General features: G+C 72.2%; 18 protein-coding genes and 3 pseudogenes. 10 read left to right on the top strand and 11 right to left on the bottom strand.

Going from position 1 to position 18,271, the window contains the following annotated elements; genetic code table 11:
- Positions 1-371: 371 nt before the first annotated feature.
- Together ACIOWN_RS07020 and ACIOWN_RS07015 are read right to left on the bottom strand one after the other, a co-directional pair.
- Entirely contained in the window at positions 372-1,340 is a 969-nt protein-coding gene (locus tag ACIOWN_RS07020; RefSeq protein WP_362349605.1) for an acetylxylan esterase, read from the bottom strand.
- Between the two features lie 122 nt (positions 1,341-1,462).
- A complete protein-coding gene (locus ACIOWN_RS07015) occupies positions 1,463-1,864 on the bottom strand; it encodes a MarR family winged helix-turn-helix transcriptional regulator (protein ID WP_362349878.1) in 402 nt (133 codons plus the stop codon).
- A gap of 326 nt (positions 1,865-2,190) precedes the next feature.
- Here ACIOWN_RS07015 and ACIOWN_RS07010 point away from each other — a divergent pair, with 326 nt between their 5' ends.
- The 4 genes and pseudogenes from ACIOWN_RS07010 to ACIOWN_RS06995 form a co-directional block, all read left to right on the top strand.
- The gene (locus ACIOWN_RS07010; protein ID WP_362349604.1) at positions 2,191-3,006 is read left to right on the top strand and encodes a putative protein N(5)-glutamine methyltransferase; all 816 of its coding nucleotides are present in this window, start codon (positions 2,191-2,193) and stop codon (positions 3,004-3,006) included.
- Between the two features lie 221 nt (positions 3,007-3,227).
- The gene (locus ACIOWN_RS07005) at positions 3,228-3,599 is read left to right on the top strand and encodes a hypothetical protein (protein WP_362349602.1); all 372 of its coding nucleotides are present in this window, start codon (positions 3,228-3,230) and stop codon (positions 3,597-3,599) included.
- A gap of 78 nt (positions 3,600-3,677) precedes the next feature.
- A complete protein-coding gene (locus tag ACIOWN_RS07000; RefSeq protein ID WP_362349600.1) occupies positions 3,678-5,693 on the top strand; it encodes an NADPH-dependent 2,4-dienoyl-CoA reductase in 2,016 nt (671 codons plus the stop codon).
- A gap of 64 nt (positions 5,694-5,757) precedes the next feature.
- Positions 5,758-6,300: pseudogene (locus tag ACIOWN_RS06995) on the top strand (PadR family transcriptional regulator); the annotation flags it as partial.
- 235 nt (positions 6,301-6,535) lie between these two features.
- Here ACIOWN_RS06995 and ACIOWN_RS06990 read toward each other — a convergent pair.
- Both ACIOWN_RS06990 and ACIOWN_RS06985 read right to left on the bottom strand, forming a co-directional pair.
- Entirely contained in the window at positions 6,536-7,252 is a 717-nt protein-coding gene (locus ACIOWN_RS06990; RefSeq protein WP_362349596.1) for a hypothetical protein, read from the bottom strand.
- A 205-nt stretch (positions 7,253-7,457) separates the two neighbouring features.
- Complete coding sequence (locus ACIOWN_RS06985; RefSeq protein ID WP_401980894.1) at positions 7,458-8,468, bottom strand: fibronectin type III domain-containing protein; 1,011 nt, start codon at positions 8,466-8,468, stop codon at positions 7,458-7,460.
- Between the two features lie 396 nt (positions 8,469-8,864).
- On the opposite strand from ACIOWN_RS06985, the gene ACIOWN_RS06980 reads away from it, so the two are divergent.
- Positions 8,865-9,650, top strand: coding sequence for a glycoside hydrolase family 75 protein (locus ACIOWN_RS06980; RefSeq protein ID WP_362349593.1), 786 nt, complete (start codon positions 8,865-8,867; stop codon positions 9,648-9,650).
- A gap of 163 nt (positions 9,651-9,813) precedes the next feature.
- Here the strand turns inward: ACIOWN_RS06980 and ACIOWN_RS06975 are convergent, their stop codons facing one another.
- Genes ACIOWN_RS06975 through dhaK form a run of 3 tightly spaced genes read right to left on the bottom strand, consistent with a single transcriptional unit; the run spans position 9,814 to position 11,868 of the window.
- Positions 9,814-10,224: a PTS-dependent dihydroxyacetone kinase phosphotransferase subunit DhaM gene (locus tag ACIOWN_RS06975; RefSeq protein WP_100567584.1), complete on the bottom strand. Its 411-nt coding sequence runs from the start codon at positions 10,222-10,224 to the stop codon at positions 9,814-9,816.
- A gap of 1 nt (position 10,225) precedes the next feature.
- Complete coding sequence (gene dhaL / locus ACIOWN_RS06970; RefSeq protein WP_362349591.1) at positions 10,226-10,831, bottom strand: dihydroxyacetone kinase subunit DhaL; 606 nt, start codon at positions 10,829-10,831, stop codon at positions 10,226-10,228.
- Between the two features lie 44 nt (positions 10,832-10,875).
- Positions 10,876-11,868 (bottom strand): dihydroxyacetone kinase subunit DhaK, encoded by a 993-nt coding sequence (gene dhaK, locus ACIOWN_RS06965; protein ID WP_362349589.1) that lies wholly within the window; start codon positions 11,866-11,868, stop codon positions 10,876-10,878.
- 548 nt (positions 11,869-12,416) lie between these two features.
- Here dhaK and ACIOWN_RS06960 point away from each other — a divergent pair.
- Positions 12,417-12,506: pseudogene (locus ACIOWN_RS06960) on the top strand (hypothetical protein); the annotation flags it as partial.
- A 12-nt stretch (positions 12,507-12,518) separates the two neighbouring features.
- Here ACIOWN_RS06960 and ACIOWN_RS06955 read toward each other — a convergent pair.
- Positions 12,519-13,796: an MFS transporter gene (locus ACIOWN_RS06955; RefSeq protein WP_362349588.1), complete on the bottom strand. Its 1,278-nt coding sequence runs from the start codon at positions 13,794-13,796 to the stop codon at positions 12,519-12,521.
- 379 nt (positions 13,797-14,175) lie between these two features.
- Between ACIOWN_RS06955 and ACIOWN_RS06950 the strand changes: the two genes are divergently transcribed.
- A complete protein-coding gene (locus tag ACIOWN_RS06950; RefSeq protein WP_362349586.1) occupies positions 14,176-14,610 on the top strand; it encodes a hypothetical protein in 435 nt (144 codons plus the stop codon).
- Between the two features lie 75 nt (positions 14,611-14,685).
- Positions 14,686-16,323 (top strand): multicopper oxidase family protein, encoded by a 1,638-nt coding sequence (locus tag ACIOWN_RS06945; protein WP_401980888.1) that lies wholly within the window; start codon positions 14,686-14,688, stop codon positions 16,321-16,323.
- A gap of 192 nt (positions 16,324-16,515) precedes the next feature.
- Here ACIOWN_RS06945 and ACIOWN_RS06940 read toward each other — a convergent pair whose 3' ends face one another.
- Together ACIOWN_RS06940 and ACIOWN_RS06935 are read right to left on the bottom strand one after the other, a co-directional pair.
- Complete coding sequence (locus ACIOWN_RS06940) at positions 16,516-17,184, bottom strand: DUF2218 domain-containing protein (protein WP_401980885.1); 669 nt, start codon at positions 17,182-17,184, stop codon at positions 16,516-16,518.
- Between the two features lie 32 nt (positions 17,185-17,216).
- Positions 17,217-17,498 (bottom strand): hypothetical protein, encoded by a 282-nt coding sequence (locus ACIOWN_RS06935; RefSeq protein WP_401980882.1) that lies wholly within the window; start codon positions 17,496-17,498, stop codon positions 17,217-17,219.
- Here ACIOWN_RS06935 and ACIOWN_RS06930 point away from each other — a divergent pair.
- Positions 17,482-17,625, top strand: a pseudogene (locus tag ACIOWN_RS06930) (IS630 family transposase); the annotation flags it as partial. The gene ACIOWN_RS06935 and the pseudogene ACIOWN_RS06930 sit on opposite strands and share 17 nt — an antisense overlap.
- 160 nt (positions 17,626-17,785) lie before the next feature.
- On the opposite strand, the gene ACIOWN_RS06925 reads toward ACIOWN_RS06930, so the two are convergent.
- Positions 17,786-17,971 carry a helix-turn-helix domain-containing protein gene (locus ACIOWN_RS06925; protein WP_401980880.1) on the bottom strand — a complete coding sequence of 62 codons (186 nt, stop codon included), beginning with the start codon at positions 17,969-17,971 and terminating at the stop codon, positions 17,786-17,788.
- A 38-nt stretch (positions 17,972-18,009) separates the two neighbouring features.
- Between ACIOWN_RS06925 and ACIOWN_RS06920 the strand changes: the two genes are divergently transcribed.
- Positions 18,010-18,177, top strand: coding sequence for an aldehyde dehydrogenase family protein (locus ACIOWN_RS06920; protein ID WP_401980877.1), 168 nt, complete (start codon positions 18,010-18,012; stop codon positions 18,175-18,177).
- Positions 18,178-18,271: the final 94 nt, after the last annotated feature.

Raw genomic sequence — 18,271 nt, 5'->3', positions numbered from 1 at the left:
CCACCTCAGCCGGCGGCGCGCTGCCCGGGAGGGCGGAGCGCCGCTCGGGGAGAAGGTGAGGAGAAGCAGATCGCGCCGACCGCGACAGACGCGGCGACCCGGTGAGCTGATGAAGAACCGCACCGGCGCCCGCAACGGGGCGTACACAAGTGCTGACACCACGATACCACCCGGCTCGCGGGCACGGCGGACAGATGCGCCGCCAGGTCCGGCAGCCGGCCCACCGTTCGTCCAGCGGCTACCTCGGCACCGCGGACGGCCTCGTCCGCATCAAGCAGCCCGCCCCCATGCCGGGAGCGGGAACACCGCGGGCCCGGCAGCCGTTCACGCGGCTGCCGGGCCCGCGGGCATGGCAGGGATGTTCCGGAGCGTCAGGCGTACGCCCGCAGCCAGCGGAGCTTGGCCGCCTCCTGGTAGGGGCCGCCGCCCTCGTGGTCGTTGAAGTCGTACACCTCGATCTGCTTGTCCTGGTGCGCCCAGGCGTTGAACGCGGCGAACACCGTGGAGGGCGGGCAGGTCTGGTCCTCCAGGGCCGCCGAGAAGAGCGCGGGCGCGCGGCCGCGGGCGGCGAAGTGCACGCCGTCGAAGTAGGACAGCGTGCGCAGGGCGTCCTCGGTGCGGCCGCGGTGGGTCTTCAGGTAGAGGCCTATCTCGCGGTACGGGTGACGGTCGGTCAGTGTCGTCCCGCGCGGGAAGTCGCACAGGAACGGCACGTCGGGCGCGATCGCGACCAGGTCCGGCACCAGACCTCCCACCGCGATCGTGATGCCGCCGCCCTGGCTCGCGCCGATCGCCGCGGTCCGGCCCGCGTCGGTCAGCGGGTGCGCGCGGGCCGCCTCTATCGCCCGCACCGCGTCGGTGAACACCCGGCGGTAGTAGTAGTTCTCCGGCGCGTCCAGACCGCGGGTCATGAAGCCGGGGTACGCCGGCGTGCCGCCGACCGGGTCGGAAGTGCCGCCACCGCCGCCCCAGGCGCTGCCCTGCCCGCGCGTGTCCATCACGAAGTGCGCGCGGCCCGTCGACGCCCACAGCAGGTGTTCGTGCGGCAGGCCGCGCCCGCCGCCGTAGCCGACGAACTCCACGATCAGCGGCAGCGGAGCGTCGACCCGCGCGGCCAGCGTCAGCCAGCCCTTGACCGGGTGCCCGCCGAAGCCGGCGAAGGTCACGTCGTACACCTTCACCGTTGCCAGTCCCGTGTCCACCAGGTCGAACCGGGCGTCCAGGTCGTGCTCGCGGGCCTCCTGGAGCGTCTTGGACCAGAAGGCGTCGAAGTCCTCGGGCTCGACGGACGAACTGCGGTACTCGCGGAGCTCGTCGAGGGGAAGGTCGAACAGGGCCATCAACAACCGCCTTCGCGAAGAGACTGAAGAGAGCGTGGGGGCCACACGCTACGGCCTCGGTGCGGGCCGCCGTCAGCGGAGGTGTTCGATCCGGACGCGGCGCACGGCGGCCCCCGGGTGCGTCAGGTGCCGTCCTCGTTCCGGCCGGGCCAGGCGTTGTAGCGGGTGAGATAGCCCGCGAACCGTTCGAGATCGTCCTTCGGCCAGCCCGCCAGACGCTCGTGGAAGGCCGCGCGGCGGCTCTCGGTGACCCGGGCGAGGATCCGCCGCCCGGCGGCCGTCAAATGGAGCACCTGGACCCGGTGGTCGCCGGGGTCGGTGCGGCGCTCGACGAGGCCGGCGCGCTCCAGGGCGGACACCTGGCGGCTGACGGTGGACTTGTCCAGCGCGTAGTGCGCGGCCAGGTCGGTGGCCCGGCAGCCGCCGCTCTCCTCCAGATGCCCGAGCAGCGTGTACGACACCAGCGACAGCTCGGGGTGCATGCGTCCGGCCGAGGCCCGGGCCCGGCGGGCGAAGACCGTCATCTCGCGGTGGATGGTCTCGACGGCCGTCTCCGCGGCCGGCGCCCGCCGCGTGACGCCGCGGTCGTCCGGTTCTGTCCCTGCGGTCACCGAATGCCTCCCCTGCTCTTCCGGTTGCATAGTACAACTGGCGGATGGAGAAGGGGCGGCGGCCGAGCGTTGGGGTAGGGTGACCTGCGGCCGAGGAGGGTCCCGGTCGCAGGAAGCCGAGGAGGTGAGACCCATTACCGCTGTGTCAGGTCGGGTGCTCTCCCCTCGCAATGGCGCGGATCACCGTCGGTAGGTGACCGCGGGAGCGCCCTTCGGCTCCCGAAAGGTCCCGGCATTCCATGCCCGTACTGCCTCCCCTCTCCGCTTCTTCCTCTTCCGCTTCTCCGCCCCCGCGCGCCGGGGTGGTCGCCGCGTTGCGCGCCGCAGGCTGCGTGTTCGCCGAGGAGGAGGCGGAACTGATCCTCGCCGGCGCCCGCACGCCAGGGGAGATCGCCGCCCTGGTGGAGCGGCGCGTCGCCGGTCTCCCCCTCGAACAGGTCCTCGGCTGGGCCGGGTTCCACGGTCTGCGGATCGCGGTGGAACCGGGCGTCTTCGTCCCGCGGCGCCGTACCGAGTTCCTGGTGGACCAAGCGGTGGCCCGGTCCCCGGAAGCGTCCGTCGTCGTGGACCTGTGCTGCGGCTCGGGCGCGGTCGGCGCGGCGCTGGCCGAGGCGCTCGGCCCGGCCGAACTGCACGCCGCCGACATCGACCCGGCCGCGGTGCGCTGCGCCCGGCGCAACATCGTCCCCAGGGGCGGCACGGTGCACGAGGGCGACCTGTTCGACGCGCTCCCCGGCAGTCTGCGGGGCCGCGTCGACATACTCGCCGCCAATGTGCCCTACGTCCCCACGGGCGAGGTCGGCCTGCTGCCGCCCGAGGCCCGCGACCACGAGCCGCTGGTCGCCCTGGACGGCGGCCCCGACGGTCTCGACATCCTGCGCCGCGTCACCACCATGGCCCCCACCTGGCTCGCGCCCGGCGGCTGCCTCCTGGTCGAGACCAGCGAACACCAGACGCCGCGGGCCCTGGCCGCCTTCACCCGGGCCGGCCTGACCGCCCAGCTCGCCGTGTCGGAAGACCTCAGCGCCCACGTGGTGACAGGAACCAGACACTGACCCGCATCCGGCCGGTCCGCAGCACGTCCGAGAACACCTCGATCACCGCGGAGACTCCTTCGCGCCGTGCCGGCCGCAGGAGCGATGTCTCCCGGGTGAAGGCGAGCAGACCGGCGGCGGTGGTGTTCCGCCGGAAAGCGGTGCTTTGCTGGATTGTGCGAGTGGAGCGCCGTGCGGAGGGAACTTTGTGCGGTACCCAGGCCACGAGAGGAGTGATCGCGATGGCGAGCGAGCCGGAGCACCCCGAATCCGTCTCGGTTGAGCTGAGCGGATGCACCAAGGAAGACGCCCGGACCGTGTTCGACGCCCTGTGCGCCTGCTTCTCCTCCGACCGGTGCGCGGACGACGTGCCCCGGGACTGCCACGAGGTGCGCCCGACCGTGTGGCTCGGCACGTTCGACGTGGCCGAGGAGCACGGGGCGGACTGCGGGCCCACCCGGCTCGACGCGTCCGTCACGGCCGACGTGCAGGGCGGCTACTGGGCGATCGACCGTTTCCGCACGACCCTGGGCTCCCTGTTCACCGTCGAGGACCTGAGCATGGCCTCCGGTGACCAGGAGCGCGAACTCCACGTCCGTCTGGAGAGCCGCTGACGGCGGACACCGGGAGGACCCCGGGCCGTTTATGCAACTAGTTGCATAAACGGCCCGGGGTCCTCTACAACTACAGACATGAGCCGTTACCCGCATCTGCTGCGCCCGCTCGACCTGGGCTTCACCACGCTGCCCAACCGCGTCCTCATGGGCTCGATGCACGTCGGCCTCGAGGAGGCCGACCGAGGCTTCGAGCGGATGGCGGAGTTCTACGCGGCCCGCGCACGCGGCGGAGTGGGGCTCATCGTCACCGGCGGCATAGCCCCGAACGAGGAGGGGCGGCCCTACGAGGGCGGCGCGAAGCTCACCACCGAGCAGGAGGCCGAGCGGCACGCGCCCGTCACCGCCGCCGTGCACCGCGAGGGTGGCCGGATCGCCCTCCAGATCCTGCACTTCGGCCGCTACGCCTACCACCGCGACCTGGTCGCCCCCAGCCCCCTCAAGGCCCCCATCAGCCGGTTCGTGCCCCGCGAGCTCACCGACGCCGACGTCGAGCGGACCATCGACGACTACACCCGCACCGCCCTCCTCGCCCGCCGGGCCGGATACGACGGCGTCGAGATCATGGGCTCCGAGGGCTACCTGGTCAACGAGTTCATCGCCGCGCGGACCAACCACCGCGCCGACCGCTGGGGCGGCTCCTACGAGAACCGGACGCGCTTCCCGGTCGAGATCGTGCGCCGGGTGCGCGAGGCCGTCGGCGAGGACTTCATCATCATCTACCGGCTGTCGATGCTGGACCTGGTGCCCGACGGCTCGACCCTGGACGAGGTCGTCACCCTCGCCAAGGCGGTCGAGGCGGCCGGGGCGACCCTCATCAACACCGGCATCGGCTGGCACGAGGCCCGCATCCCCACCATCGCCACCTCCGTACCGCGTGGCGCCTACGCGTTCGCCACCAAGAGGCTGATGGGCCGGGTCTCCGTGCCCCTCGTCACCACCAACCGCATCAACACCCCCGAGATCGCCGAGCAGTTGCTCGCCGACGGGTACGCCGACATGGTGTCCGTGGCCCGCCCGATGCTCGCCGACCCCGACTTCGTCGCCAAGGCCGCCGCCGGCCGCCCCGAGGCCATCAACACCTGCATCGGCTGCAACCAGGCCTGCCTCGACCACACCTTCAGCGGGCAGATCACCTCCTGCCTGGTCAACCCGCGCGCCTGCCACGAGACCGAACTGGTCCTGTCCCCGACCCGGCGGCGCAAGCGGGTCGCCGTCGTCGGCGCCGGACCGGCCGGGCTCGCCTGCGCGGTCTCGGCCGCCGAACGCGGCCACCAGGTCACCCTGTTCGACGCGGCGGACGAGATCGGCGGACAGCTCAACGTGGCCCGCAAGGTCCCCGGCAAGCAGGAGTTCGGCGAGACGCTGCGCTACTTCCGCCACCAACTCGACGCGCACGGCGTGGACGTACGGCTGAACACGCGAGTGAGCGCCGGCGACCTCGCGGACTACGACGAGACCGTCGTCGCCACCGGCGTCACTCCGCGCATCCCCGACATCCCCGGCGTCGGCCACCCGAGCGTCCTCGGTTACCTCGACGTACTGCGCGACGGCGCGGCCGTCGGCGAGAGGGTGGCGATCCTCGGCGCCGGCGGCATCGGCTTCGACGTGGCCGAGTACCTCACCGACGGCGGTGACCGGACGAGCGAGGACCCGGCGGCGTACTTCCGGCTCTGGGGAGTCGACATGGACCAGCGCGAGCCCGGAGGACTCACCGCGCCGCGGCGGCCCGCGCCGCCGCGCGCGGTGCACCTGCTCCAGCGCAGGACCACCAAGGTCGGCGCCGGACTGGGCAGGACGACCGGCTGGATCCACCGCACGGAACTCAGGCACCGCGGGGTCACCATGGTGCCCGGCGTGCGCTACGACCGGATCGACGACCAGGGCCTGCACATCACCGTCGACGGCACGAGCACGGTCCTGGAGGTCGACACGATCGTGCTGTGCACCGGACAGGAGCCCCGGCGCGACCTGTACGAGGAACTGGTCGCCGCCGGGCGCCGCCCGCATCTGATCGGCGGCGCGGACGAGGCCGCCGAACTCGACGCGAAGCGCGCCGTCAAACAGGGCACGGAGCTGGCGGCGGCCCTGTAGGAGACCGCCGGCGGCACCCTCGCGGGACCGGGTGTCTGTGCGGCCCGTCCCTAGGATGATCCCCATGTCACTTCCGCACGCGATCCTCACCGCGCTGCTCGAGAAGCCGTCGTCGGGGCTCGAGCTGACGCGCCGCTTCGACAAGTCCATCGGCTACTTCTGGTCGGCGACGCATCAGCAGATCTATCGCGAGCTGGGACGACTGGAGGCCGCCGGCCTGATCCGCGGCCTGCCGGCGAAGGAGCCGGCCCGCGGGCAGAAGAAGGACTACGAGGTGCTGCCCGCGGGCCGCGCGGAACTGGCCCGCTGGACCGCCGCCTCCCAGGATCCGAAGCCGTACCGTGACGCCCTGCTGCTGCGGCTGCGCGCGGCGGCCGTGGTGGGCACCGCGGGCCTCCGGGCCGACCTGGAGCGCCATCTGGAGCTGCACGAGCGGCAGTTGGCGGAGTACCGGGAGATCGAGGAGCGTGACTTCCCGCCCGGCAAGGACAGTCCGGAGGACCGGCTGCGGCATTTGGTCCTGCGGGGCGGTGTCGACCTGGAGACCTTCTGGACGCAGTGGCTGCGCCACGCGCTGGACACGTTGACCGAACTGCCCGGCGAACAGACGGAACGGTCCGGTCAGGACCCGGAATTGTCCGGCGACGGCATGGAATTGCCCGGCGGGAACCAGGGACCGCCCGGCGGCGTACCGGAAACGCCAGGCGGCGAGGCGGAATTGCACGGAGGCGAAGCCGAATGGCCCGGCCGGGGCCCGGAATGACGTCGGTCGGGCCCGGCGGGGTGGTCGGTACGGGTGTGGCTCGGAGGGCGGCCGGTAGTGGTGCGGCTGCGACAGGCCGTCAGTACCGGTGGGCCTTCGCACGGCGCCGCAGCACCCACCCGGTGGCGACCACCGCCGCCCCGACCAGGGTCCCGCCGGCCGCGAGCGTGAGGGTGCCGTAGTCCTTGACGCCCCCGCCCAGGCCGCCCAGCACACCGCGGGTCGGCACCGCCGTGGGCACGGCGTTCGGCGCGTACGTGCGCACACCGTTCGGCGCGAAGGTGGGTGCGACGTTCGGCGCGGCGGGCTGCCGGTACGTGGGCGCGGCCGGTTGCCGGTACGTGGGCGCGGCCGGTTGCCGGTACGTAGGTGCGGCCGGTTGCCGGTACGTGGGTGCGGCCGGTTGCCGGTACGTGGGTGCGGCCGTCGGGGTGGCGCGGCCGCCGGTGACGGCGACGGACTGAGTGCCCGCCGAGATGTTGTTCGCGCAGAGGACGGCCACGGTGTAGGTGCCCGGGCTCACGCTCTGCCAGGCGGCGGACTGACCACTGGCCGTCCCGGTGAGTGCCACCTGGCGTCCTTGGGTGAAGCTCGTCTGGCCGGCGGAGAGCAGCGAGGCCGTGCCCCAACTGCCGTTGACCTGGCTGCAGACGCTGGTCGTCACGGTCACGGTCGAACCGTTGGCGGTCACGGATATCCCGGCGGCGTGGGCGGCGCCGGTGGCGAGGCCGAGTGAGAGTGCGGCGGCCGTCACGGCGACGGCTATGGAGTGGGAGGGTGGCTGAGTGTGGCGCATGGGACTGTCCTCCGGCGGCACGGTCGGCGGACCATCCCATGTGCCGCCGGAGATAGGGGAATCGCCCGTGCTGCCTCGGAGCCAGCCAACGTCTCCCGGACGCCCCCCGCATGCGGGGCGCGGCCGTACGGGTGGGCACCGCCCGAGCGGCCGACAGCCGCTCGGGTGCCCGGGGCATCCCCGCTGTTTTCGGGCGGCCGGGAGTTCATGGCTTCCCGGTCGTCACCGACCGTTCGGGTGAGAAGCCGCCCCAGGTGCCGTCCGGGAGCATCGCCCGGATCCGCACCCGGTGGCCGACCCCGGCCTCGCGCCCCAGGTAGAAGCTGTACGAGGCCTTCTCGCGGGGCGCCGTGCCGCCCCAGACGAGGGAGGTGGCCGGCTGTCCGTCCAACTGGATCTGGTACTGCGTCACCGTACCGTCGGTGTGCGGTGGGACCCAGCTCAGGTCGAGGTAGTACGCCCCGTCCGCCCGGTGGGTCGCGGCGCGGAAGGACGACGGCGCGGTGGCCCGCCCGTCGTCGGAGCCCGGCGCGGTGGTGAGCCGGACGGCGGCACTGGCGGGGGACAGGTTGTCGGCCGCGTCACGGGCCCGCACGGTGAACACGTAGGACGTGCCCGGACGCAGGCCGGTGACCACGGTGGCGGTCTGGCTGCCGCCGACACTGTGGATCTTCGTACCGCCCTGGTGGACGCCGTACGACACCACGCCCCGGTCGTCCGTCGAGGGGGACCAGGACAGCTGGACGGCCCGGCTGCCCACCGCCCGGCCGCGCACGTCGAGCGGGCGGCTGGGAGCCGAGTGGTCGGCCGCGACAGCGGCCGGTGTCCTCGCCCGCACCGGCCGGCTGCGCGGACCGAGCCGGCCGTCGGTGCCACGCGCCCGGACGGTGAAGACGTACGTGGTCGACGGGCTGAGCCGGGTGACGTCCACCATGCGCTCACGGGCCGGTACGGCCGTCACCTCGGTGGCGTCGCGGTACACCTCGTACCCGGCGATGTCCGAGGGCGCGGGCAGCGCGTTCCACATCACGTGCACGCTGGTCGCGCTCCCCGCGGCGGCGGTGACGCCGGTCGGCGCACCGGGCAGCCGGCCGCCCTCCCCGTCGTCCGCGGCGCTCCGGCCGCAGGAGGCGAGCAGCAGCAGCGCACCGCACAGCGCCACGACACGCCCGGGCACGCGGAGACGGCGGGAAGCGGGGGCGGGAACGCGTCGCACGGGTCTGCCTCCCAGGAGTGGCGGCGTGGGCGGCCCCGCACACCGTGCGGGACATTGGTCCGGACCAATATGGCGTGTCGACTGGAACGCATCAAGGGGGCCGGGGTTGGTGGGAGTCCCGGGGCGTTACGTATGCTGAGGCTCCTTCCGGGCTGAACTCCCCTTCTTCAGGGATGAGTTCACGCCATGGCGCGGGCAGCTGTCGTCGCTGCCTCCCGCGTCGTCACGGGCGGTCCGGGGGCCGGGCCGGTAGGGACCCGGGTCCCCGGCCGCCTGATGGGCGGTGCGGGCCATGCGCCGCCCGTTCCCCTAACGTGGGCCGCGCGACCGATTGCTCCGCGATTCACCCCCTGTGGGGTGAATGCCCGTCATGTCCCGAGGAGAGGGGTCCTCACTGTGCGTGCCCAGCCGCTGACGCTCGTCGCGGCGAGTACCGCCCTGCTCGCCCTCACGACTCTGCCGACGCCCACCGTGCCGTACGCGTACCGCACCCGCGGGGAGCCCGCGGCGCACGGCGACGACGGTGTCCAGGCCGCCGACCTGCTGGCCAGGGTGCGTGACTGCACGCCGGTCTCCCGCGGCCGCTACCGCCTCGGCGCCGGGCAGCCCGCCACTGTCCCGGTGTGCGAACTGCCCGGCGCCGTCTTCTGGAAGGCCGACATGGACATCGACTGCGACGGACGGCCCACCGCGCGCTGCAACCGCCGCACCGACCCGCAGTTCTCCCCGACCGCCGCCTACGAGCAGTCCAACGGCCACCGCCTGGACGCCGCACGGCTGCCGTACGTGGTCCTGCCCGCCCCCAGCCGCATCTGGGACCACCGCGCCCACGGCGTGGGCGGGGGATCGGTCGCGGCCGTCGTCTACCAGGACCGCGTGCAGTACGCGGTCGTCGGCGACATCGGGCCGCGCGAGGTGATCGGCGAGGCCTCCTACGCCACCGCCCGGCGCCTCGGCATCCCCGCCGACCCCCACGGCGGCGGTGTCCGCTCCGGCGTGACCTACATCGTCTTCCAGCACTCCCGGATCGGCGCCATCGAGGACCACGCGGCCGCCGTCGCCACCGGCGAACGGCTGGCACGCCGACTGGTGAACAGCGGCACGGCGACGCCGCCGGCGGACGCCCCGCGTCGTCGGCCGCCTGTGGCGGACGGCGGGGAGGGCGTCCCCGCGGACGAGTGACCTGCGCCGCCCGCCTGTGGTGAACGGCGGGACGGCGACGTCTCAGGCGGGCGACCCGCGTCGCCCACCGTCGGCGGCACGGCGGCACGGCGGCACGGCGGCACGGCGGGACGGCGGGACGGTGACGTCAGAGGAGTCGCGTTCGCACCGCCCCGACCGGCCCTCACACCTTCCGGTAGCCGTACGCCTCCGAGGCCGCCGCCTCCACGGCGTCCAGGTCGGCTCCCGCCGCCGCCGTGACCACCGCGGCGACCGCGCCCTCGACGAACGGGGCGTCCAGCAGCCGTGTGTTCTCGGGCAGTTCGTCACCCTCGGCGAGCAGCGCCTTCACCGTGAGCACCGCGCTGCCGAGGTCGGTGAGCAGGGCCACCCCGGCACCCCGGTCCACGGCCGCGGCGGCCGCGGCGACCAGTTCGGCACTGGTGCCAAGGCCGCCGTCCTCCCGGCCCCCGGCGGCGGCCACGGGCACGCCCGCCGCGCCGCCCGCCAGTCCCTTCGCCAGCTCGAGAACCGAGGACGCCACCTCGGCGCTGTGCGACACCAGTACGATCCCGACCGCCTTCTCGCCGCTCATGTCACGCCTCCGACGCGGCGGATTCGGCCAGTGCGGCGATCAGCAGGGCGGACGAGGTGGCCCCCGGGTCCTGGTGCCCGATGCTGCGCTCGCCCAGATAGCTCGCCCGGCCCTTGCGGGCCAGTAGCGGCGTGGTCGCCTCGGCGCCCGCATCGGCGGCGGCGCGGGCCGCCGAGAAGCCGTCACCGAGCGCGTCCACCGCCGGGACCAGCGCGTCGATCATGGTCTTGTCGCCCGGTGCGGCCCCGCCCAGTGTCATGACCCCGTCCACGCCGGCTCGCAGCGCATCGGCGAGCTGCTTCTCGCTCACCTCGGCGGCGTCCCCGAGCGCCTTACCGGTGCGCCGCAGCAGCGTCCCGTAAAGCGGCCCCGACGCGCCGCCGACCGTCGAGATCAGCTGCCGCCCGGCGAGTACCAGGACCGCGCCGGGCGTCTGCGGGTCCTCCTTCTCCAGCGCGGCCCGTACGGCCGTGAACCCGCGCTGCAGATTGCTGCCGTGGTCGGCGTCCCCGATGGGCGAGTCGAGGGCGGTGAGCCATTCCGCCTCGCGGGCCACGGACACGGCGGTCGCCGTCATCCAGCGGCGGAAGAAGTCGGCGTCGAGCACTGGATCTCCCTTGCGTGGTAGGTACGGTCGATGCGCTCGCCGGCTCACCTGCCCCAGCGCAGGCCCGGTGTGCTCACCGGCGCGTCCCACAGCCGCAGCAGTTCCTCGTCGATCTGGCACAGGGTGACCGAGGCGCCCGCCATGTCCAGGGAGGTGACGTAGTTGCCCACCAGCGTGCGGGCGACGGGCACGCCTCGCTCGGCGAGCACCCGGTGCACCTCCGCGTTGAAGCCGTACAGCTCCAGCAGCGGGGTCGCGCCCATGCCGTTGACCAGCAGCAGCACGGGGTTGCGCGGGCTCATGTCCTCCAGGATCGCGTGCACCGCGAAGTCGGCGATCTCGTGCGAGGTCATCATCGGCCGCCGCTCCCGGCCCGGCTCGCCGTGGATGCCGATGCCGAGCTCCAGCTCACCGGCGGGCAGGTCGAAGGTGGGGCTGCCCTTGGCGGGGGTGGTGCAGGCGCTCAGCGCGACGCCGAAGCTGCGGGAGTTCTCGTTGACCCGCCGGCCGATCGACTCCACCCGCTCGAGCGGCTGCCCCTCGTCGGCCGCGGCGCCCGCGATCTTCTCCACGAACAGGGTCGCGCCGGTACCGCGCCGCCCGGCCGTGTACAGGCTGTCGGTCACCGCCACGTCATCGTTGACCAGCACCTTCGCGATCTGGATGCCCTCGTCCTCGGCGAGTTCGGCGGCCATGTCGAAGTTGAGCACGTCGCCGGTGTAGTTCTTCACGATGAACAGGACGCCCGCTCCGCTGTCCACGGCCGCCGCGGCCCGCAGCATCTGGTCCGGCACCGGCGAGGTGAACACCTCCCCCGGACAGGCCGCCGAGAGCATCCCGGGCCCGACGAACCCGCCGTGCAGCGGCTCGTGCCCGGACCCGCCGCCGGAGACCAGCGCGACCTTACCCGCCACAGGCGCGTCCCGCCGCATGACCACCCGGTTCTCCACGTCGACCGTCAGCTCGGGGTGGGCCGCCGCCATACCACGCAGCGCGTCCGCCACGACGGTCTCGGCGACATTGATGAGCATTTTCATCGATACCTCCCAGTGATCTTAGCGAGTGCGGCTCCGACCTGCGCCTTTGCTGGTCGGGGCACATGACGGCTGTTGTTGATCTTGACGGTCCGTGACGGTCGAAGACGGTGCCTGGCGGTACTGATGCTGACCTAATACTTTACTGATGGATCATCAGGTAATTCGGGCGGTCGGATACGGGGAAGCCGGAGCGTTCCTACCGGCAGTATCGACCTTGCGGCAGCGAAGGTCACCTGTGGCGGCCGTACAGGCGAACGAGGAGCGGCGCGCCCACAGGCTTACCGGCCGTTCCGCTTGCTCGGCCTGTACCTGCCAGGCTGGAGCGGGCGGAGGCTGGTCGAGTGGTGGATCTCGGTGCGGTGGACGGGCTCTTCAGCCGGGTGGCGTACGAGTCGTGGTCTCACTTCTGCCGGCGGCGGGTGCAAGCCTGTGACGTGACGGCCTCGGTGATCCGCTGCCTCGACTGCACCCGTCGGAGGGGAGGTCACTTCCTGACCAGGCACTTGAGGCGCTTTGCCATACGGCAGTGAGTATCTGAGCGAAGCGCTACGAGGGTCTGCGAACTGCTGCGCGCGGCGCTGGCGGAGCCGAACAAGGTGGGCATCGCGACCTTCGTCATGCGCAGCAAGCAGTACCTGACCGCGCTGCGGTCATGGAGTCCAGGGTGCCGTACGGTTCGTGGACGAATCCTGCTGTGTGGCTGGCGGGTTCGGCTCCGTGGTTTCCGTGGGTGCAGACGACTTCGGCACGCCCGGTGATGAGCCCCGCAGACCGCCGAGCGCCAGGACTGTCATGGCCACCGCGGCTCCCGCCGCCACACCGAAACCGCCGTGCGCACCGACCGCGTCCACCGCCCGCCCTGCGACCGCCGCGGCGACCGCTGTTCCTGCCGCATTTGCGGAGTTTCCCCAGGTGAACGCCTGAGTGAGGACAGTGCGCGGGACCGCCGACTCTATGAGGACGGAGGAGAGGATCAGCAGGACCGGCACGACGAGTCCGGCCACGGCAAGGGTGACACCAACCGCGAGGGGCGCATCGAGGAGAGTCAGCGGGAGGCTCGCGAGGGCGAGGCAGGCGGCGGCCGCGGCCTGGCGGCGCCGGGGTGGGCCGCCAGGCCGCCATGCTCCATAGGCCCAACCACCCACCAGATTGGTGCAGTTGAAGGCGAAATAGAGCAGCGCTGCCGCGTCCGGAGTGCCGCGTCCGACGGCGTACGCGGTGACGGACACCTGCATCGCGCCGAAGAACACCCCAAGCGCGAGGCCGAGCGCGACCTGCCGCAGGAATACGGAGCGGAGCAGGGCGCGTCCGGCGTGCTGGCGATCGGAGCGGCCGGTAAGGGGCGGCATGGTGCGGCGCTGGACGGCGAGGGCAAGTCCGCCACCGACGACGAGCGCCGCGGCGAGCAGCACCCCGGAGCGCGGGTGGCCCGCCGCACCGAGGATGCTCACCAGGGCCGGGCCGGCCAGGTAGGACACGCCGTTGGCCAGGGCCTCCAGGGCGAAGGCGGTAGGCAGCGCGACAGCCCGTTCGCCGGACAGCAGGGCGGACCAGCGAGCGGCGGACAGGGCACCGAGCTGGGGCAGCGTCGCCCCGACGAGCACTCCGGCGACGAGTTCCGGAACGGCGCCGGCGAGCAGCAGTGCCACGGCCCCGGCATGGGCGCCCAGCGCGCAGGGAAGCACCCGAGCCTGCCCGAACCGGTCGACAAGGCGCCCGATCTGGGGCCCGGCAACGGCGTCCGCGACAGCGAATCCGCCGGTGACGAGACCCGCGGCGGCATACGACCCGGTGCGTGCGTGCACCAGCCAGACGATGCCGATCCCCGTCATGGCAATGCCCAGACGCCCGACGACGGAGGGGAGGAAGAAGGCCGCGGCACCCGAAGCGCGCAGCAAAGTACGGTAGTTCGCCGAAGCCGAAGGCACGACGCATCCCTTTCGCCGCCCGGCGGGACGCGCGCCACACGGGGTCGTCGGCGTCCGGATGTGCCGACCCGGGGCTGCGCCTGAAGCCGTCCAGTGGTGACGTGGAGCGGGGACGCGCGCCCCACGCCGACTCCGTCACCGGGCAGATGTCATGCGGTAGTTGATGACCTCCTCGATGAGCGTAGAGGAACGGCGCACAGAAACGAACAAGGGAGGCCGACCGAATCGGTATCACGGCTTGTGGTTGAGGTCCTCGGCCTGCGCGCTCGCGCGGAGGCTGCCGGCCAAGCAGGGAGCATCGGCCCACTGAGCCGTCAATTACCCCCGGGGGGTAGCATGTGGAATCCGGTGATCGGTCGGCACGGCACGGGTGGAGCGCATGACGGGACGGACAGCTCATCGCGGCGGCGCAGCCGTCCGCTGGGCGTACGGGGTGTTTCTCACCCTGTGCGTCGTGCTGGCCGTGCTCGTCCATCACGAGACGGCCACGATGGGCTCCTCGTCCTCCATGCCGAGTGCTGCCCGTGCTGGGCATGTGATGCCGGGGTCCGCGCATGCCGTACCCGTGATGCCGAACGGTGCCGCACCGTCCATCTCTGACATCCCACCGCGCGACGCCGCCGGTGCCTGTTCCGGGCCCGGCATGCAGCACTGCACGACGGCGAGTGTCGACTCCGTGCAGCTCGCCGTCCCCGGCCAGAGCGTGTCCGGCTCGCTGGCGTCCCTGCAGCGAGCAGCGGATGGGCGCATGCCCGCCACCGCGGTCGGCCGCGCCCCGCCCGATCTGTCGGTCCTCTCCCAACTGCGTCTGTAGGCCGCGCCGGACGACGTGCGATGCGTCGTCCCTCCGCGACCACGTGGCAGTTACGACACAGAGGACAACAACACAATGAACAGCATCAACCGCCGCTCCGTCCTGCTCGCCGGGCTGGGAGCGGCCGGCGCCGGCGCGCTGGCCGCGTGCAGCAGCGGCTCCACGAGTGGTAACGCCCTCGTCGACCCGTCCGGCTCGGCGGTCGCCGCCGCCGAGAAGAAGCGCAAGAGCACGGGGCGGCAGCAGAAGCTCACCCTGACCGCGGCGCCCGCCGTGATCGACCTGGGCGGCGGCGTCATGCCCAAGACCTGGGCCTTCGACGGACGCGCCCCGGGCAAGGAGGTCCGGCTCTCCGTCGGCGACACCCTCGTCGCCGAGCTCTCGAACCAGCTCCCGAACAGGACCACCACCTCGATCCACTGGCACGGCCTTGCGCTGCGCAACGATATGGACGGCGTGCCCCCGGCGATCCAGACTGCGGTCCGGTCCGGTTCCAGCTTCACCTACAAGTTCATCGCAGACGCCCCGGGCACCTACTTCTTCCACCCGCACGTCGGCGTCCAGCTCGACCGTGGCCTGTACGCCCCTCTGATCGTCGAGGACCCCAAGGAGACCCTCGCCTACGACGACGAGTGGGTGATCGTCCTCGACGACTGGGTCGACGGCGTCACCGGCACGCCCGACGAGGTCTTCGCCGAGATCCGGCACGGCATGGGCGACATGGGGCACACGGGCGGGCACGCGGCCTTCAGCAGCAGCTCCCCGTCCGGCGGCATGGACCACGGTGGTATGGACCACGGCGACATGGGACACATGGGCGGGATGGACATGAGTGAGGCCGCCTCGCCCTCGGCCTCGTCCGGAGGCATGTCCATGAAGTTCATGCACATGGGCGCCACCAGCAAGCTGCTCGGCGGCGACGCCGGTGATGTGAAGTACCCACACCACCTGATCAACGGCCGGGTGGCGACCGACCCGGCCGTCTGCACCGGCAAGCCGGGCAAGAAGGTGCGGCTGCGGATCATCAACGCCGGCGGCGACACCGCCTACCGGGTCGCCCTCGGTGGCCACAAGCTGACCATCACCCACACCGACGGCTTCCCGGTCCGGCACCAGGAGGTGGACGCGCTGCTGATCGGCATGGGCGAACGCTACGACGTCCTCGTCACCCTCGGCGACGGTGTCTTCCCGCTGGTCGCCCTGGCCGAGGGCAAGGACGCAGGCGGCCTGGCCCTGGTGCGCACCGGCTCGGGGAGCAAGCCGTCCGCGACCGTCCGCCCGAAGGAACTCGACGGAAAGATCATGACGGCCTCCCAACTCCGTGCCGCCGACGACGTACGGTTCACGTCCGCCAAGACCGACGTCACACACCAGGTCGACCTCACCGGCGGCATGGCCAAGTACGACTGGGCCATCAACGGCAAGCCGTTCGACATGGCCGATCCCGAGGCGAACCCCATCCTCATCGAGGAGGGCCAGCGCGTGAGGCTCGACTTCGTCAACGACACCGACATGTGGCACCCGATGCACCTGCACGGCCACACCTACCAGATCGGCACGTCCGGGCCGCGCAAGGACACCGCGATCGTGCTGCCCAAGCGGAAGATCTCCGTCTTCTTCGACGCCGACAACCCCGGCCAGTGGATGCTGCACTGCCACAACGCGTACCACGGCGAGGCCGGGATGATGGCGAACGTGGCCTACCGGGCCTGACGGTCGACGTGCGCTGTCCGGGCGGGCTCATCGACTGGCGATCGATGGGCGCGCCCGGAGGGAGCGGACGCTTCCCGCTTCATCTCCGAGACCGTGCCGGCCACCTGGCTGCCCAACATCCGCTGAGCCGACCGCGCGCTGCCCGCGGGGCCGCGCGGTCAGCCTGCGGATGCGGCCTGTCATGGAATCAGCTCAGCCCGTGGCGTCGGCACCGGCCCGCTCGCGATGCTTCCTCCGGTGCCGGGACACGATGCCGCGTCGCAGCGCGGCACGCCCGAAGAACAGGTGGCCGCCCACGAGCAACAGCTTCAGCAGGATGAGGGCCAGGACGGCGTTGGCGGCCCAGCCGGTCCACTGCGCGCCGGCCAGCGTCGCGCCGCCGATCCCGAGGTGTACCGCGACGATCAGTGCCCCGCCTGCCATCAGGCCCAAGGTGGTTCCCCGCGGGCCGCGGATCCCGCCCGCGCTGGGGGTTCCGCCTTCCGTGTCGCGCTCGGCCTGCGGCAGGGTTTCGGTCCCGACTCGCTGCCAGTGCGCCTGCAGTCCGTCACGTCGGCCGATCTTCTCGATCCGTGCGGCGATTCCGTCCTGGAGGCGCCGCAGGGCCTCCTCGTCGTCGGCGTCGACGCGCAGCGTGAGCGTATCCGCGGTGGCGTCCAAGGTCCACTGGCCGTCGGTGAAGCGGACGGTGCCGTGGGTGTCGGTGTAGTCGACATGCTGGACCGCGGGCATCATCCGGCCCCCGCCGTGACCGCCGAGCGGCCGGTGGCTCATGCGGGTCATCTGGACCAGATGGCGGCAGAGTTGGACGAGGTAGCGGCTCGCGCGGTCGGTCGCGAGGTGGGCTTCGGCGGTCGGCATGACCGCTCCTTTCTCAGGTACGGGGCACTGCGTCACAGGCGGGTCAGGCAGGTGCGCCAGCCGCGGATCCCGCCGGCCAGGGCGGGCAGGGAGCTGTCGACCGTCACCGGGTCGATGGCGTGGATCAGCCAGCCGTCGGCGAACGCGGCACGGATCTCGTCAGGGGTCACCCGGTGCACGCGCCCGGAGCGGTTCGGCGGTTCGTCGCGGAAGGAGAGCAGGCAGCACTGCCCGCCCGGCGCGGTCACGGCACGCAGGCCGTCGACGTAGCGCGCGCGGTCCTGGCGCTCGGGCGGCCGTCGGGCGACCTGCACCCGGCCTCACGGGGTCCGGCACCTGTTCGCCGCCTACGACCTGGCCCGGGACTGGCTCTACGGCCGCATCAAGCCGAGGAAGAACCGGACGAGGTTCCTTCAGTTCTGCCGTTACCTGCGCAGCCTCTGCAGAAGTTCAACTCCCGCGCCAGCCACGGCAGCCAGGACCGATCCACCTTTGTTTCAGCCGCCGTCGGCGCGGTGGTGCGGGGAGAAATGGCGTGCGGGCTCACCGCGGTCTTCGGGCTCTTGTGCCACATGCCGACCTGGGCCGGCGCCGGACGGTTTCACCGGTACCTTCCGCGGTACTGGGCCGGTGAGCGGCCCATGTACCGAGTGAAGGCCGCGCTGAGAGCGGACGGAGAGCTGTATCCCAGGTCCGAGGCGATCTCCGCGATGCGGTGATCGCCGGTGAGCAACCGGTGGGCCACGACGTGCACGCGCCAGCGGGCGGCGTACTCCGCCGGAGGCATCTGAGGACTCCGACCGCGCCTACACCGTCGCGCGGCAGTTGCGGTCCGGAACGGTCGGCCACAACGGTGTCCGCACCGACGCGACGATCGCTTTCGGCGGCTTCAAGCAGTCCGGCATCGGCCGCGAAGGCGGCGTCGAGGGGCTGCGCCCGTACTTGGAAAGCAAGACGGTGCTGCTGGACCAGGCGCCGACGACGCTCGCCTGACGGGGGTCCCGCAAGCCCCGCCGGCCGTGCCCAAACCTCCACTTCCACAGCGCAGATACTGGTGCCGGCGAACATCTTGAGGAACGAACTGGCG

The organism is Streptomyces sp. NPDC087787 (genome assembly GCF_044743035.1).
Lineage (GTDB): Bacteria > Actinomycetota > Actinomycetes > Streptomycetales > Streptomycetaceae > Streptomyces.
The sequence above is the reverse complement of the archived record's forward strand: the minus strand, read 5'-3'. Positions and strand labels throughout refer to the sequence as shown.

What these genes read in the sequence shown, in the direction of transcription:
- ACIOWN_RS06925 (WP_401980880.1), bottom strand. Translation starts at nt 17,971, where the DNA reads ATGCCTCCGGCGGAGTACGCCGCCCGCTGGCGCGTGCACGTCGTGGCC.
- ACIOWN_RS06945 (WP_401980888.1), top strand. Translation starts at nt 14,686, where the DNA reads ATGAACAGCATCAACCGCCGCTCCGTCCTGCTCGCCGGGCTGGGAGCG.
- ACIOWN_RS07000 (WP_362349600.1), top strand. Translation starts at nt 3,678, where the DNA reads ATGAGCCGTTACCCGCATCTGCTGCGCCCGCTCGACCTGGGCTTCACC.
- ACIOWN_RS07020 (WP_362349605.1), bottom strand. Translation starts at nt 1,340, where the DNA reads ATGGCCCTGTTCGACCTTCCCCTCGACGAGCTCCGCGAGTACCGCAGT.
- ACIOWN_RS06950 (WP_362349586.1), top strand. Translation starts at nt 14,176, where the DNA reads ATGACGGGACGGACAGCTCATCGCGGCGGCGCAGCCGTCCGCTGGGCG.
- ACIOWN_RS06990 (WP_362349596.1), bottom strand. Translation starts at nt 7,252, where the DNA reads ATGCGCCACACTCAGCCACCCTCCCACTCCATAGCCGTCGCCGTGACG.
- ACIOWN_RS07015 (WP_362349878.1), bottom strand. Translation starts at nt 1,864, where the DNA reads ATGACGGTCTTCGCCCGCCGGGCCCGGGCCTCGGCCGGACGCATGCAC.
- ACIOWN_RS06940 (WP_401980885.1), bottom strand. Translation starts at nt 17,184, where the DNA reads ATGCCGACCGCCGAAGCCCACCTCGCGACCGACCGCGCGAGCCGCTAC.
- ACIOWN_RS06975 (WP_100567584.1), bottom strand. Translation starts at nt 10,224, where the DNA reads ATGAGCGGCGAGAAGGCGGTCGGGATCGTACTGGTGTCGCACAGCGCC.
- ACIOWN_RS07010 (WP_362349604.1), top strand. Translation starts at nt 2,191, where the DNA reads ATGCCCGTACTGCCTCCCCTCTCCGCTTCTTCCTCTTCCGCTTCTCCG.
- dhaK (WP_362349589.1), bottom strand. Translation starts at nt 11,868, where the DNA reads ATGAAAATGCTCATCAATGTCGCCGAGACCGTCGTGGCGGACGCGCTG.
- ACIOWN_RS07005 (WP_362349602.1), top strand. Translation starts at nt 3,228, where the DNA reads ATGGCGAGCGAGCCGGAGCACCCCGAATCCGTCTCGGTTGAGCTGAGC.